Here is a 13,658-nt window from a genome sequence, read left to right as displayed (position 1 = left end):
CCCGGACCGGACCGAAGCCCGGGCGGTCAGCGGGTGAGGAGGGAGCGGGGCCAGGTGCGGGTGCGGAACGACGCGGACCCGACCAGGGCATCGACCACGGCGCGGGCGTCGTCGGCGGTGTCGGGCCGCCGCTCGCCCGGTCGGGCGTAGCGCGCGGTCTCGACGGCCGTCACGAGTCGCTCGAGCGCCTCGCCCGCCCCCGGGACCCGTTCGCCCAGCACGGCTGCGTGCTCGCGTGCGGTCCGCGTGACGGGTAGGTGGAGCCCGACGTCGCGTCCGGTGGCCAGCACCTCACGCCACCGGTCCTCGATGCTGCCGGAGGGACGGAGCCGACGTCGGCGCAGGCCCGCCCGCAGCAGGCCGGGACCGGCGAGCAGCACGAGGGCAGCCACGAGCACGCCCACGGCTGCGCGCCACGGGGCCGGTGTGTCCGTGCTGGTGGCGGTGGCCTCGGTCGTCGACTCCTGGGTCTCCTGGGCCGACGGCGTGGGGGTGGGCGTGGGGGTGGGGGTGGCCTCCGGCGTGGCCTCGGGGGTGGTCTCGCCCGGGTCGGTGAAGCCGGTCGGCGCGCCGACGCTCGGCGTGGGCTCGAAGCCCACCCAGCCGACCCCGGCGAAGTAGAGCTGCGGCCAGGCGTGGAGGTCGTCGGTGGTGACCTGGTAGTTGCTCTGGCCACCGTCGCGGGAGACGACCTCGCCGGGCGCGTAGCCCACGACGATGCGCGACGGGATGCCGAGCGAGCGGGCCATCACCGCCATGGCCGAGGAGTAGTGGACGCAGTAGCCCGACTTGGCCTTGAGGAACTTCGCGATGACCTCCATGCCGTTGCCGTCGTAGTCCTCGGCGACCGGCGCCTCCTCGGAGTAGGCGAACGAGCCGTCCTGGAAGTAGTTCTGGAGCGCGAGGGCCTGGGCGTACTCGTCGGGCTCGCTTCCGGCCACGTCCTGGGCGGCCTGCGCGATGCTCCGGGGCAGGTCGTCGGGGAGCTCCACGTAGGGCTCGAGCGACGGGCCGACGTCGGTGCGGATCGCGTGCATCTGCTCGGCCGTCGGCTGCTTGTCGAGGCTCGTGACCGTGTAGGTCTGGTTGCGGGTGTCGGCGGAGCGCGAGGAGTACAGGGCGCCCACGCGCTGGGCGTTCCACTGGCCCTCGAGACCCTCGACGTCGACGGCGGGGTACGGCACCGGCAGCATCGTGGTCTTGAGCTCGTCGATGCGGATGCGCGTGGTCTGGCGCTCGATGTCGTAGTTGCCCGAGCCGTAGTCGCCCTCGTAGCGGTCGGTGGCACGCTGCCGGGCCGGCTTCCAGGTCTTGCCGGTGAAGTCGCGCAGCACGGAGACCGACAGGTAGGGCGGGTCGGCGCTGGTGGTCGTGTACGTGAGGGCGACCTTGTCGGAGTTGCGGCGCAGGTTCTGCCCCAGCTGGAGCATCGGGTTGATGCCCCGGCCGAACACGTCGGGCGGCGGGCTGCCCCACGGCTTGGCGACGGCGGTGATGTCGGGCAGAGCGGGCGGAAGGACGGCCGCGACGATGAGCGCCGCGGCACCCACGATGACGGCCGGGACCGAGGCGTCGGTGCGCCACCGGCGGGGGCCGTCGGGCGAGGCGTGCCGCCAGAGCAGCACGATCCAGGCAGCGGCGGGCAGCAGGAAGGTCCCGAACGACGGCGTCTCCCCCACCACCACGGCGGGGGCCACGAACACGCCCACGAGCAGGATGCCCAACGGCAGGACCGCGCGGCGCAGTGCGAGGAGGACGTCGGCGTTGAGGGCCAGGAGACCGAACGCGGCTGCCAGGACCAGGACGATCGGCGCGCCGGCCCCCACGGGGGCCTTCTCCTCCATGATCACGACACCGGCCCGGTCGAGCAGGGTCCCGATGCCGCGGACCGAAGCCGACGTGGGGACGACACCGGCCAGCGTCTGGGGCACGAAGACCCAGGCCATGAGCGCGATCGCAACCACCGTGGCGACGAGCGGCGCCACCACGGCCGCCCCCGGGACCCGGAGCGCGCGCACGACGGCCGACGTCAGCAGGACCGTGGCCACGACGAGCGACACGGTGGACCACCACGAGGTCCCGTCGATGAGCACGGTGTAGCCACGCGCCAGCGCCACGAGGGCCACCAGCACGAGGAGACGGTCGACGACCACGTCGGAGGGACGCACGCCGGACTCCTCGCGGCGCTTCTCGCGATCAGGGCGCAGCAAGGGCTCGGCTCCCGTCGAGGTCGGACCAGCGCTCGGCCACGTCGTCGCCGCTGCGGTAGCGGACGACCCGCCAACGGGCCGCGGACAGGGCGTCGAGAGCGTCGGAGCGGCTGCCGTGCTCCACGAACGCGAGCACGGTGTGGGCGTGGCGCAGGGCCTCGATCCACCGCTCCGCGTGGGCGAGGTCGAGGACCCCGAGGACCACGAAGACCGTCCGCTCCCCCGGGTCGGCGTCGACGAGCGAGCCCTCGGCGCGCGGCCGGAGCTCGGCGAGGTCGAGGAGCGCGTCGTTCACGGTGGAGCCGTGCTCGTCGAGCGATCGCACGGGTCCACCCGGGACCACGGTGGTGACGGAGTAGCCGATGCGGACCAGGTGCACGCTGACCGAGGCTGCGGCCACGATGCCCCACTCCAACGACGGGGACTCGTCCCACTCGCCGCGCCGGTCCGCGTCGAGGCCCCAGGACCGCGCGTCCGGATCGATGACGACGGCGGCCCGCGGGTTCACCTGCTGCTCCTCCTGGCGCACCATGAGCTCGCCGCGGTGCGCCGTGGCCTTCCAGTGCATCCGCTTCATGGAGTCACCCGGCAGGTAGGACCGCGCAATGATGTCGTCTTCGCCGACCCCCACGTTCTGCGGCGAGGGCTTGGAGGCGCCGTCGTGGTCGGCGCCCCGCGGGGCGAGGGGCCAGAGCTCGACGCGGCGCGGCAGCACCACGACGGGGTGCTGCTCGACCTTGGCCACCCGACGGATGACGACGCCGAAGGGGTCGCGGATCTCCAGGCGCAGCGGACCCAGCACGTGGCGTCCGCGTCGGACCCCGTGCAGGCGGTAGCGGACCTCGACGACCGACCCCGGCGTCCCGGCCGGCGCGAGGACGGGCAGCCGGCCGGAGGCGGCGGCGCGCAGCCCTCGCGGGACCTGGTCGAACCACGTCGCCTCGAGGGTGGGGAACCGCGATGCGTTGGTGATGCGGAGCGAGGCCGTGGCGGTCTCGCCCTGCGTGAGGACCTCGGGGTCGAAGGTCCTGCGCACGCTGAGCTCGGCCTGGCCGGCGAGCGTGAGCACGGCGGCCCCGCCCAGGAGCCCGACGAGCAGGGCTGTGACGAACAGGAGCGCCGGCAAGGAGGCGATGGGCGCCGCGACGAAGCAGACGAGGGCCGTGACGAGGAGCGCCCAGCCGCGGCCCGTCAGGCGCAGGGTCCCGACGGTGCCCCTGAACCCTTGGACGAGCCGGCGGACCAGGGTCATCGGGCCTCGGGGCTGCCGGCCGGCACCGGCGTGGCCGCGACGATCCGGCGGACGGCTGCGTCGGGGCCGTCGGACCCGCGCATGGCCAGGAGCCGGTGCGCCAGCACGGCCGGTGCGAGGGCGTCGACGTCGTCGGGCAGCACGTAGCCGCGTCCATGCACGTAGGCGCGGGCCTTGGCGGCGCGGACGAGGTGGAGCGTGGCCCGCGGGCTGGCGCCGAGGCGCAGCTCGTTGTCCTCGCGGGTGGCGCGGGCGATGGAGACGCAGTACTGCTCCACCGCTTCTGCCACATGGACGGCGCGGGCGCCGGCGATCATGCTGCGCAGGTCGTCGACGGTGGCGACGGGGCGGAGGGCGTCGAGCGGGTTGGCGGCGTCGCGCTGCTGGACGATGGAGAGCTCGGCGGCGGCGTCGGGGTAGCCCATGGAGATGCGGGCCATGAAGCGGTCGCGCTGGGCCTCGGGCAGGGCGTAGGTGCCCTCCATCTCGTACGGGTTCTGCGTGGCCACGACCGTGAACGGCGAGCCGAGGGCATAGGTGCTGCCGTCGACGGTGACCTGACGCTCCTCCATGGCCTCCAGGAGCGCGGACTGCGTCTTGGGCGAGGCGCGGTTGATCTCGTCGCCGATCACGATGTTGGCGAAGACCGCGCCCGGCTTGAACTCGAACGACTGCGTCTGCTGGTTGTACGCCGAGACGCCGGTGATGTCGGACGGGAGGAGGTCGGGCGTGAACTGGATCCGCTTCACGGTGCAGCTGACGGTGCGGGCGAGCGCCTTGGCGAGCACGGTCTTGCCCACTCCGGGAACGTCCTCGATGAGGAGGTGACCTTCCGCGAGGAGCACCACCAGAGCGGTCTCGACGGCCTCGGACTTGCCGTCGACCACCTGCTCGATGCTGTTGACGATGCGTCCGATGTGGTCCTGGCCTGCGTGGTCCATGTGCCGCCCCTCCGCGATGGTCATTCCATCTTGCCTCTCCGAGATGAACGCCGCACGGCAGTTGAAGGTTCCACGACAGGCACCCAGACTGGGCGCGTGCCCAGCCTGCTGATCGTCCACCACGCGCCCACACCCGCCACCCGGCTGCTCGCGGAGTCCCTCGTCGCCGGCGCCGGCGACGAGGCGATCGAGGGCGTCGAGGTGGTGGCGCTCCCGCCCGACGAGGTGTCGGCGCGGCACGTGAACGACGCCGACGGGATCGTCATCCTGAGCCCGGCGAACTTCGGGTACATGGCCGGGCTCGTGAAGGACCTGTTCGACCGGACGTTCCTCGAGATCGGCGGAGCGCTGTCCGACGACGGCTCGGGCGCTGCCGCCCAGGGGCGCAAGCCCTACGGCCTGTGCGTCCACGGTCGGTACGACACCGAGGGCGCGGTGCGCAGCCTGCAGAGCATCGCCCAGGCCCTGCCGTGGAGCCAGGCCGCAGCACCTCTGGAGATCATGGGCGACGTGACCGAGGAGCACCGGGCCGCGGCGTACGAGCTGGGTGCGACGCTCGCCGCCGTCGTCATGCCGTGAGAGGCTCAGGCACCTTCGGACAAGGACTGACCATGAGGCTCCTCGGCACGTCCCTGCTGGTGCTCGTCGCGCTCGCCACCGTCGCAGGCTGCACGTCCGACGCCGACGCCCCGACGAAGCCCGTCGACGAGCTGGCCGCCCACGACGGGAAGCCGTGCCCCAAGGCGTTGCCTACGGCGTCGTCGTCGACCGTGACCGACCGGACCGAGAAGCCGGCCGGCTCCGCGCCGTTGCTGCCCCGTGCCGACGCCGCCTGGGTCTGCACGTACGCCCTGCCGAGGCCCGACGGGGTCTCGGAGCACGTCGGCGGCTGGCCACGGACCGACCCTCCCCGCCGGCTCGACGCGGCGGAGACGGACGGCCTGGCCCGGCAGCTGAACGACCTGAGCCCGGCACCCGAGGACCCGGTCTGCAGCGCGGACCTCGGGCGCCGCGTCATGGTGGTCCTGTCGTGGCGAGGCGACCTGACGGGTGTCGTGATCGACGACTTCGGGTGCCGGACCGTCCGCCTCACCGACGAGCCGTTCACCACCGTCCCGGGGGCCGGGAACCAGGGTGGTGCCGTGCGGGGTGAGCTGGAGGCCACGCCGACGCTGCGCAGCTCGCTGCTCGGAGCGGCCGGGCCGGGCTGATCCTCGTCGCACCTGGTGCCGTGACCACCCGGGTGGGAAAATGGAGTCATGACGTTGCCTGACTTCCTCCCCACCATCTCGGCCGGTGCGCACGACTCCGGGGACGGCGAGGCGTGCGTCATGGAGTACGTCTCGCTCCTGGCCGGCGAGGAGTGGAGCGACCGGCCCGACTGCACGCACCCGGTGCTCGCCCACGAGGCCCGCACGGCCAACGACCTGCTGGCCGACGCCGACCGCGGCCGCCTCGTCCCGCTCGTCGGCCGGCTCTTCGGCACCACCGACGACAGCGACGAGATCCGCACCCGGCTGCGCCTGCGCCAGGCGCGTCAGGTGCTCGTGCTGGTCGAGCCCGGTCTGCGCGTCACCGTGCTCTCGCACGTCGAGCACGCGGAGCGGCTCCTGCGCGACGGAACCGACTCCCCCGTCGACGAGGTGGAAGCCGCGCTGGCCACCGTCCGGGCCCTGCCCACGTCGGGCGGCGAGCTGGACCACGGTCACGAGCAGCACCACCGGCAGTCGGCCCGGGTCATGGCCTTCGCGGCGACGAGCGACCTCGGCCCGGCCGAGGCCTGGGGCCTCGTGGCACTGAGCGCGGCCCACGCGCTGGCGGCGTCGGAGTGCCGGGCCGACTGCGGCGACGGGTACGCGCGGGCCCGCCGGATGGTCAAGGACCTCGCCGGCCTGCTCGACGAGTACGACGCCGTGACCGGCCGCGTGGCCGAGCCGTCGAGCCCCGAGCAGGTCCGCACCCTCGCCGCCGCCCTCTGACCCGCTCGGGTGGACGAACGATGAGGGATCCGGGTCGTGCCAGCGACCACAAGCCCTCATCCTTGGTCGGCCTGCGACGAAGGATGAGGGATCCGGGTCGTCCCCACGACCACAAACCCTCATCGTTCGTCCCACGGCCGGTCGGACACGAACGATGAGGGGTTCGGGTCGTGCCAGCGACCACAAGCCCTCGTCGTTGGTCGGCCCGCGACGAACGATGAGGGGTTCGGGTCGTCCCAGCGACCACTAACCCTCATCGTTCGTCCACGGCGTCGGTGGGCGTCGGGCGGAGGTCAGGAGTGGGTCCAGTCGAGGAGCTGGTCGACGGGCCACGTGTTGATGATCCGGTCGAGGGGGACGCCGAGACGCTGGGCCCGCTCGCAGCCGTGGTCGAGGAAGTCGAGCTGGCCGGGGGCGTGGGCGTCGGAGTCGATGCTGAAGAGGCAGCCCGCCTCCAGCGCCAGGGCGATGAGCTCGTCGGGCGGGTCCTCCCGCTCGGGACGGGCGTTGATCTCGACGGCGACGTCGTGCTCCGCGCACGCTGCGAAGACACGGTCGGCGTCGAAGGTCGACTGGGGTCGCTTCCCTCGCCCGCCCTCCACGAGACGACCCGTGCAGTGGCCCAGCACGTCGGTGGCCGGGTCCTTCACGGCGCCGAGCATCCGGCGGGTCATGGCGGTCTGGTCCATCCGGAGCTTGCTGTGGACGCTGGCCACGACCACGTCGAGCACCTGCAGCAGCCGCGGCGACTGGTCGAGCGAGCCGTCGTCGAGGATGTCGACCTCGATGCCGGTCAGCACCCTCAGCCCGTCCACCTCGAGTCCGGCGATGACGTCGAGCTGCTCGGCGAGCCGGTCGGCGCTGAGCCCGTGCGCCACCGTGAGTCGCGGCGAGTGGTCGGTGACGGCGAGGTACTCGTGCCCCACGCGCTGGGCGGCCGCGACCATGACCTCGAGCGGCGAGCCACCGTCCGACCAGTCCGTGTGGGTGTGGAGGTCGCCCCTCAGCGCAGCACGCACCGCCTCGCCGCCGGTCACGAGCGGCCCGCCCGCGTCGGCCAGCAGCTGCGCCAGGTAGGCGGGCACCGTTCCGCTCAGCGCCTCCCCCACCACCTGGGCGGTCCGCTTCCCGATGCCGGGCGCGTCCTGGAGCGAGCCGGCCGTGTGCAGACGGCGCACCGCGTCCGGGCCCACCTCGGCGAGCGCCTCGGCGGCGGTGCGGAACGCCTCGACCCGGTACGTGGAGGCCCGCCCGCGCTCCAGCAGGAACGCGACCTCCTCGAGCGCCTCGACCGGATCCATGCCCCCATCGTGGCAAAGGGTCATGATGGGTGCATGGTGGCGCGACACGTCCTCGTCAGTGGGAGGGTCCAGGGGGTCTTCTACCGGGCCACGTGCGTCGAGAAGGCGTACCGGCACCAGGTGAGCGGCTGGGTCCGCAACCTCGCCGACGGGCGGGTCGAGGCGTGGTTCGAGGGAGACGACGTCTCCGTCCAGGCGCTCGTCGACTGGTGCGGCGCAGGACCACCGCGCGCCCACGTGGAGTCCGTGGAGGTCGAGGACGTCGTGCCGCAGGGCTTCGGGACGTTCGAGACCCGCTAGCCGGCCCGCGGGGCGGCAGGGAAGGTCAGAAGCCGAGCTTGCGCAGCTGCTTGGGGTCGCGCTGCCAGTCCTTGGCGACCTTGACGTGCAGGTCGAGGTACACCGGCGTGCCGAGGATCTTCTCGATCTGGACGCGGGAGGACTGGCCGATCTCCTTGAGCCGCGAGCCCTTCTTGCCGATGATGATGCCCTTCTGGCTGTCGCGCTCCACGAACACGTTGACGCGGACGTCGATGAGCGGACGGTCGGCCGGACGGTCCTCGCGGGGCACCATCTCGTCGACGACGACGGCGAGCGAGTGCGGCAGCTCGTCGCGCACGCCCTCGAGGGCGGCCTCGCGGATGATCTCGGCCACGAGGATCTCCTCGGGCTCGTCGGTGAGTTGTCCCTCGGGGTACATCGTGGGACCCTCGGGCAGCGTGGCCACGAGGAGGTCGGCCAGGAGGTCGACCTGCTGGTTCTTCACGGCGGAGACCGGCACGATCTCGCGCCACTCCAGGCCCACCTGCTCGCCGGCCACCTGGACCGACATGAGGTACTCGCCCAGCTGGTCGGGCCCGACGAGGTCGGTCTTGGTGACCACGCCCAGGACGGGCTTGCTGCGCAGGGCCGCCAGCTCCTTCATGAGGAACTTGTCTCCCGGACCGACCTTCTGGTCCGCCGGCAGGCACATGGCCACGGTGTCGACCTCGGCCCACGTGGTGCGGACGAGGTCGTTGAGCCGAGCGCCCAGCGTGTTGCGGGGACGGTGCAGGCCGGGGGTGTCGATGAGCACGAGCTGGGCGTCGGGACGGTGCACGAGACCACGGATGGCGTGCCGCGTGGTCTGCGGCTTGGACGACGTGATGGCGACCTTCTCGCCCACGAGCGCGTTGGTGAGCGTGGACTTGCCCGCGTTGGGGCGGCCCACGAAGCAGGCGAAGCCGGAGCGGAAGACGGGCTCGCTCATGAGGTCAGGCTCCCCACGACGGCACCGCTCGCGTCGGTGAGGAAGACGGTGACACCAGGGCCGGCGAGGTCGCGGAACGCGTCGATGGACGGAGCCTCGCCTTCGAGCACGGCACCGAGCACGGCACCGGCCTCCAGGCCCTGGGCACCGGAGGAGACGGCCATGGCGACCGCGAGGTCGAGAGCGGCGATCTCGAGCGAGGCGAGGGAGACCGCAGCGGCGGCGTACGTGCGCCCGTCGAGGTCACGGACCGCGGCACCGACGGGCGCTCCGGTGCGGGCGCGCGTGGCGCGCGCCAGGGTCACGATCTTGGCGTCCTCCGCGGACAGCGTCGTCTCTGGGGTGTCAGCCATGGGACGAGGCTATCGACCCGTCGGCGCCGTCGACGCGGCGCACGTGCACCCGGCCCACCCGGTTGCGCCGTCCCGAGGGATCCTCGGCCTCGAGGCGGAGACCGGCCACCTCGACGGTGCTGCCGGGGATGGGGACCTTGCCGAGGTGCTTGGCGAGGAGCCCGCCCACGGAGTCGACGTCCTCGTCGTCGAGGTCGACGTCGAAGAGCTCGGCGAGATCGTCGACGTCGTAGCGGACCGTCATCCGGTACGAGCCGTCCGAGAGCGCCTCGAGGTCGTCGGGCTCGGTGTCGTACTCGTCGGTGATCTCGCCCACGATCTCCTCGAGGATGTCCTCGATGGTGACCAGCCCGGCCGTCCCGCCGTACTCGTCGACCACGACGGCCACGTGCGTGCGCTGGAGCTGCATCTCGCGGAGCAGGTCGTCGGCCGGCTTCGTGTCGGGCACGAAGAGGCACGGCCGCATGATCGTGTCGACCTTCTCCTTGGTCTCGGCCTCGTGGTTGTCGAAGACGCGCTTGGTGACGTCCTTGAGGTAGGCCATGCCGAGGATGTCGTCGAGGTTGTCGTCGATCACGGGCAGGCGCGAGTAGCCCGAGCGCAGGCACAGCGACATGGTCTTGCGCAGCGTCTTGGTGCGCTCGACGTAGACGAGGTCGGTGCGCGGGACCATGACCTCGCGCACGATTGTGTCGCCCAGCTCGAACACCGACTGGATCATCTTGGACTCGCCGGACTCGATGACCGACGACGCTGCGGCGAGGTCGACGAGCTCACGCACCTCGACCTCGGAGGCGAACGGGCCCTCGCTGAAGCCCCGGCCCGGGGTGAGCGCGTTGCCGACGAGGATCAGGACCCGCTGCACGGGGCCGAGCAGCCACGTGAGGACGAGCACCGGGAGCGCGGACGACAGCGCCACGGACTCGGCGTGCTGGCGTCCGAGCGTGCGGGGACCGACGCCGATGAGCACGTACGAGACCACGACCATGATGGCCACGGCCACGAAGATCTGCAGGAACCACCCCTCCACGCGGTCGGCCACGACGAGCGCGACGAGCACGATGCTCGCCGTCTCGGTGAGCACCCGCATCAGCAGGACGGTGTTGAGGGCGCGCGCCGGGTCCTCGAGGATGCGCAGGAGCCGGGCGGCACCGGCCCGGCCCTCGTCCTCGAGCTCCTCGGCGCGGGCCTTGGAGAACGACGACAGGGCGGCGTCGATGCTGGCGAAGAGCCCCGCCGCGAGGGCGAGCAGGATCGACAGGATGATGGCGGAGGTCATGGGATCGTCTGGCTCGGCTCGGGGATCAGGCGGACTCGGGGTCGAGCCCGGCGGCAGCGCGCTGCCACTCGAGGAGGAGCCGGCCCTGGATGCCGAACATCTCCTGGTGCTCCTCGGGCGTGGCGTGGTCGTAGCCCAGCAGGTGCAGGATGCCGTGCACGAGCAGCAGCTCGACCTCGTCGACCTCGGAGTGGCCCGCCGCCGGCGCCTGCTGCGCCGCGACCTGCGGGCACAGGGCGATGTCGCCGAGGTATCCCTCGGGCTCGTCCTCCGGCTCGGCGTCGCGACGCCCCGGGGTGAGCTCGTCCATGGGGAACGACAGGACGTCCGTGGGGCCCTTCTTGCCCATCCACTGCTCGTTGAGCGTGGCGATGGTGGCGGTGTCGACGAGCCGCACCGTGAGCTCGGTGGCGGGGTGCAGACGCATCCGCCGCATGACGAAGCGGGACAGCCGGGTCAGCGCGACGACGTCGAGCGCGACGTCGCTGCCGGACTCATCGAGGACGTCGACGTTCACGGTCCACCTGGTCCTGCTCGGCACCCTCGTACGCGTCGTAGGCGGCGACGATGCGGCCCACGAGCTTGTGCCGCACGACGTCCTGCGACGTGAGCGTGGAGAAGTGGATGTCCTTGACGTCGGTGAGGATATCGCGCACGACGCGCAGACCGCTCTTGGTGCCAGAGGGCAGGTCCACCTGGCTCACGTCGCCGGTCACCACGATCTTGGAGCCGAAGCCGAGGCGGGTGAGGAACATCTTCATCTGCTCGGGCGTGGTGTTCTGCGCCTCGTCGAGGATGATGAACGCGTCCTGGAGCGTGCGGCCACGCATGTAGGCCAGCGGCGCGATCTCGATGGTCCCGGCCGTCATGAGCTTGGGGATGGTCTCGGGATCGAGCATGTCGTGCAGCGCGTCGTACAGGGGGCGCAGGTACGGGTCGATCTTCTCGCTCAACGTGCCCGGCAGGTAGCCCAGGCGCTCGCCGGCCTCGACGGCCGGGCGCGTGAGGATGATGCGGGTGATCTGCTTGGCCTGCAGCGCCTGCACGGCCTTGGCCATGGCGAGGTACGTCTTGCCGGTGCCGGCCGGGCCGATGCCGAAGGTGATGGTGTGCTTGTCGATGCCGTCGACGTACCGCTTCTGGTTGAGCGTCTTGGGACGGATCGTGCGACCACGGTTGGAGAGGATGTTGAGGCTCAGCACCTCGGCGGGCCGCTCCTGCGTCTCCTCGCGGAGCATGGCGATGGACCGCTCGACGGTCTCGGAGGTGAGGCCCTGGCCGGTGCGCACGATGGCGACGAGCTCGTCGAGCAGACGCTCCACGAGCGCGGCCTCGGCGGCGGGACCGGTGACGGTGACGACGTTCCCACGGGCGTGGACCGTGGCGTCGAACGCGGTCTCCACGAGGCGCAGGAACTCGTCGGCGGGGCCGAACAGCGAGACGGTGTCGATGCTCGTGGGGACGGTGAAGGTGTGCGGGTTCTGAGGCTCAGTCATGTGTGGTTCCAGTCTACCCGCGTCCCGCGACCTCGGGCCAGGCCAGCATCCGGTCGGCGCAGCCTCAGCCGGGGGGCCAGCCGAGCGAACGGCCGGCCAGCACGTGGGCGTGGCAGTGGAAGACGGTCTGGTGGGCGTCGGCGCCGGTGTTGAAGACGAGCCGGTAGGAGCCGCCGGCCTCGTCGGCCACCTCGCGCGCCAACGTCAGCACGCCCGTGGCGGCGGCCGGGTCGGCCTCGACGAGCGAGCCGATGTCGGGCTGATGCACGCGCGGGATGACCAGCACGTGGGTGGGCGCCTGGGGACTGATGTCGCGGAAGGCGATGGCCTGGCCGTTCTCGGCCACGACGTCCGCAGGGATGTCTCCGGCCACGATCGAGCAGAACAAGCAGTCGTCGGTCATGCACCCATCCTGCCCGTTGGGCCGACCTCCTACCGGAAGGCGTCCTTGATGCGGCCGAAGACGTTCTTGTGGCTCGCGTTGAGCGTGCCCTCAGGGTGCTCCTCGTGGCGCAGGGCCGCCAGCTGCTGGAGCAGGGCCCGCTGCTCGTCGTCGACGTGGGTGGGGGTCTCCACGACCACCTGCACGACGAGGTCGCCACGGCCCGGACCACGCAGACGCTGCACGCCCTGGCCCTTCAGCACGACCGTGTCGCCGGACTGCGTGCCGGCCGCGACCTCGACGGGCACGGTGGCCGCGGTCTCGCGGTCGAGCGCGCCCTCGGGCAGGTCGGACTCGAGCGTGGGCAGGTCGAGGTGGGTGCCGAGGGCGGCCGCCGTCATGGGCAGCGTGACCTGGCAGAGGAGCTGGTCGCCCTGACGGCTGTAGACCGGGTGTCGCTCGACGTCGATCTCGACGTAGAGGTCGCCGGCCGGTCCGCCACCGGGGCCGACCTCGCCCTCGCCGGTGAGCTGGATGCGGGTGCCCTGGTCGACGCCCGCGGGGATGGTGACGGTGAGAGAGCGACGCGAGCGGACCCGGCCGTCGCCGCCGCACTCGTCGCACGGGTCGGTGATGACCGTGCCGAAGCCGCGGCACGTGGGGCACGTGCGCGCCGTGCGGATGTCGCCGAGGAGGGAGCGCTGGACGCTCTGCACCTCGCCGTGCCCGTGGCACGTCCCGCACGTGACCGGGGCCGCGTCCTCCCGAGCGCCCGAGCCGTCGCACGTGGTGCACGTGACGGCCGTGTCGACCTTGAGCTCCTGCGTGAGGCCGAACGCGGCCTCCGCGAGGTTGATCGTGAGGCGCAGGAGGGCGTCCTGGCCGCGCTGCACGCGCGAGCGGGGACCGCGCTGGTTGTTGCCGCCGAAGAAGGCGTCCATGATGTCGTCGAAGCTGAAGCCCTGGCCGAAGCCCGCGCCGCCCGACGCGCCGCCCCCCATGGGGTTGCCGCCGCGGTCGTAGACCGAGCGCTTCTGCGGGTCCGACAGCACCTCGTAGGCGAGGGTGACCTCCTTGAAGCGGTCGGCGGCGTCGTCGGCGTCGTTGACGTCGGGGTGCAGCTGGCGGGCGAGCCGGCGGTACGCCTTCTTGAGCTCCTCGGGGCTCACCTCGCGGCTCACGCCGAGCAGGTCGTAGTAGTCCTGTGCCATGGGTG

15 protein-coding genes are annotated in these 13,658 nt (G+C 72.1%); 4 read left to right on the top strand and 11 right to left on the bottom strand.

What is annotated here, in order from left to right; all coding sequences use genetic code 11:
- Positions 1-26: 26 nt before the first annotated feature.
- Genes ASD11_RS04070 through ASD11_RS04060 form a run of 3 tightly spaced genes read right to left on the bottom strand, consistent with a single transcriptional unit; the run spans position 27 to position 4,403 of the window.
- Positions 27-2,168 (bottom strand): transglutaminase TgpA family protein, encoded by a 2,142-nt coding sequence (locus ASD11_RS04070; protein WP_156464576.1) that lies wholly within the window; start codon positions 2,166-2,168, stop codon positions 27-29.
- 28 nt (positions 2,169-2,196) lie between these two features.
- Positions 2,197-3,462: a DUF58 domain-containing protein gene (locus tag ASD11_RS04065; RefSeq protein ID WP_056283629.1), complete on the bottom strand. Its 1,266-nt coding sequence runs from the start codon at positions 3,460-3,462 to the stop codon at positions 2,197-2,199.
- On the bottom strand, positions 3,459-4,403 hold the full coding sequence (locus ASD11_RS04060) for an AAA family ATPase (RefSeq protein ID WP_056288348.1): 945 nt from the start codon (positions 4,401-4,403) through the stop codon (positions 3,459-3,461). The genes ASD11_RS04065 and ASD11_RS04060 overlap by 4 nt, the downstream gene beginning before the upstream one ends.
- A gap of 96 nt (positions 4,404-4,499) precedes the next feature.
- Here ASD11_RS04060 and ASD11_RS04055 point away from each other — a divergent pair, with 96 nt between their 5' ends.
- The 3 genes from ASD11_RS04055 to ASD11_RS04045 are packed head-to-tail and all read left to right on the top strand — an operon-like array spanning position 4,500 to position 6,382.
- Positions 4,500-4,982 carry a flavodoxin family protein gene (locus ASD11_RS04055; RefSeq protein ID WP_056283626.1) on the top strand — a complete coding sequence of 161 codons (483 nt, stop codon included), beginning with the start codon at positions 4,500-4,502 and terminating at the stop codon, positions 4,980-4,982.
- A 32-nt stretch (positions 4,983-5,014) separates the two neighbouring features.
- Positions 5,015-5,614 (top strand): hypothetical protein, encoded by a 600-nt coding sequence (locus ASD11_RS04050; protein ID WP_056283622.1) that lies wholly within the window; start codon positions 5,015-5,017, stop codon positions 5,612-5,614.
- Positions 5,615-5,662: 48 nt separating this feature from the next.
- On the top strand, positions 5,663-6,382 hold the full coding sequence (locus ASD11_RS04045; RefSeq protein WP_056283618.1) for a hypothetical protein: 720 nt from the start codon (positions 5,663-5,665) through the stop codon (positions 6,380-6,382).
- A 293-nt stretch (positions 6,383-6,675) separates the two neighbouring features.
- Here ASD11_RS04045 and ASD11_RS04040 read toward each other — a convergent pair whose 3' ends face one another.
- A complete protein-coding gene (locus ASD11_RS04040) occupies positions 6,676-7,683 on the bottom strand; it encodes a PHP domain-containing protein (RefSeq protein ID WP_056283614.1) in 1,008 nt (335 codons plus the stop codon).
- Between the two features lie 33 nt (positions 7,684-7,716).
- Here ASD11_RS04040 and ASD11_RS04035 point away from each other — a divergent pair, with 33 nt between their 5' ends.
- Positions 7,717-7,983: an acylphosphatase gene (locus tag ASD11_RS04035; RefSeq protein WP_056283610.1), complete on the top strand. Its 267-nt coding sequence runs from the start codon at positions 7,717-7,719 to the stop codon at positions 7,981-7,983.
- Positions 7,984-8,008: 25 nt separating this feature from the next.
- Here the strand turns inward: ASD11_RS04035 and era are convergent, their stop codons facing one another.
- From era to dnaJ, 7 genes are all read right to left on the bottom strand, one after another.
- Positions 8,009-8,932: a GTPase Era gene (gene era / locus ASD11_RS04030; RefSeq protein WP_056283606.1), complete on the bottom strand. Its 924-nt coding sequence runs from the start codon at positions 8,930-8,932 to the stop codon at positions 8,009-8,011.
- Complete coding sequence (locus ASD11_RS04025; RefSeq protein ID WP_056283602.1) at positions 8,929-9,285, bottom strand: hypothetical protein; 357 nt, start codon at positions 9,283-9,285, stop codon at positions 8,929-8,931. Before ASD11_RS04025 ends, era begins: the two co-directional genes overlap by 4 nt.
- Complete coding sequence (locus ASD11_RS04020; protein WP_056283598.1) at positions 9,278-10,564, bottom strand: hemolysin family protein; 1,287 nt, start codon at positions 10,562-10,564, stop codon at positions 9,278-9,280. Before ASD11_RS04020 ends, ASD11_RS04025 begins: the two co-directional genes overlap by 8 nt.
- A gap of 25 nt (positions 10,565-10,589) precedes the next feature.
- Positions 10,590-11,081, bottom strand: coding sequence for an rRNA maturation RNase YbeY (gene ybeY, locus ASD11_RS04015; RefSeq protein ID WP_056283595.1), 492 nt, complete (start codon positions 11,079-11,081; stop codon positions 10,590-10,592).
- Positions 11,059-12,060, bottom strand: a complete 1,002-nt coding sequence (locus ASD11_RS04010) for a PhoH family protein (protein WP_056283594.1) — start codon at positions 12,058-12,060, stop codon at positions 11,059-11,061. Before ASD11_RS04010 ends, ybeY begins: the two co-directional genes overlap by 23 nt.
- A gap of 64 nt (positions 12,061-12,124) precedes the next feature.
- On the bottom strand, positions 12,125-12,463 hold the full coding sequence (locus ASD11_RS04005; protein WP_056283591.1) for an HIT domain-containing protein: 339 nt from the start codon (positions 12,461-12,463) through the stop codon (positions 12,125-12,127).
- Between the two features lie 29 nt (positions 12,464-12,492).
- Complete coding sequence (gene dnaJ / locus ASD11_RS04000; RefSeq protein ID WP_056283589.1) at positions 12,493-13,653, bottom strand: molecular chaperone DnaJ; 1,161 nt, start codon at positions 13,651-13,653, stop codon at positions 12,493-12,495.
- Between the last annotated feature and the right edge of the window lie 5 nt (positions 13,654-13,658).

Source organism: Aeromicrobium sp. Root495, from assembly GCF_001426755.1.
Taxonomy (GTDB): Bacteria; Actinomycetota; Actinomycetes; order Propionibacteriales; family Nocardioidaceae; genus Aeromicrobium.
This window is presented reverse-complemented; position numbering and strand designations above follow the sequence as displayed.

Coding starts and splice junctions, on each gene's coding strand:
- ASD11_RS04065 (WP_056283629.1), bottom strand. CDS start 3,462: ATGACCCTGGTCCGCCGGCTCGTCCAAGGGTTCAGGGGCACCGTCGGG.
- ASD11_RS04060 (WP_056288348.1), bottom strand. CDS start 4,403: ATGGACCACGCAGGCCAGGACCACATCGGACGCATCGTCAACAGCATC.
- ASD11_RS04050 (WP_056283622.1), top strand. CDS start 5,015: ATGAGGCTCCTCGGCACGTCCCTGCTGGTGCTCGTCGCGCTCGCCACC.
- ASD11_RS04045 (WP_056283618.1), top strand. CDS start 5,663: ATGACGTTGCCTGACTTCCTCCCCACCATCTCGGCCGGTGCGCACGAC.
- ASD11_RS04040 (WP_056283614.1), bottom strand. CDS start 7,683: ATGGATCCGGTCGAGGCGCTCGAGGAGGTCGCGTTCCTGCTGGAGCGC.
- ASD11_RS04035 (WP_056283610.1), top strand. CDS start 7,717: ATGGTGGCGCGACACGTCCTCGTCAGTGGGAGGGTCCAGGGGGTCTTC.
- era (WP_056283606.1), bottom strand. CDS start 8,932: ATGAGCGAGCCCGTCTTCCGCTCCGGCTTCGCCTGCTTCGTGGGCCGC.
- ASD11_RS04025 (WP_056283602.1), bottom strand. CDS start 9,285: ATGGCTGACACCCCAGAGACGACGCTGTCCGCGGAGGACGCCAAGATC.
- ASD11_RS04020 (WP_056283598.1), bottom strand. CDS start 10,564: ATGACCTCCGCCATCATCCTGTCGATCCTGCTCGCCCTCGCGGCGGGG.
- ASD11_RS04010 (WP_056283594.1), bottom strand. CDS start 12,060: ATGACTGAGCCTCAGAACCCGCACACCTTCACCGTCCCCACGAGCATC.
- ASD11_RS04005 (WP_056283591.1), bottom strand. CDS start 12,463: ATGACCGACGACTGCTTGTTCTGCTCGATCGTGGCCGGAGACATCCCT.
- dnaJ (WP_056283589.1), bottom strand. CDS start 13,653: ATGGCACAGGACTACTACGACCTGCTCGGCGTGAGCCGCGAGGTGAGC.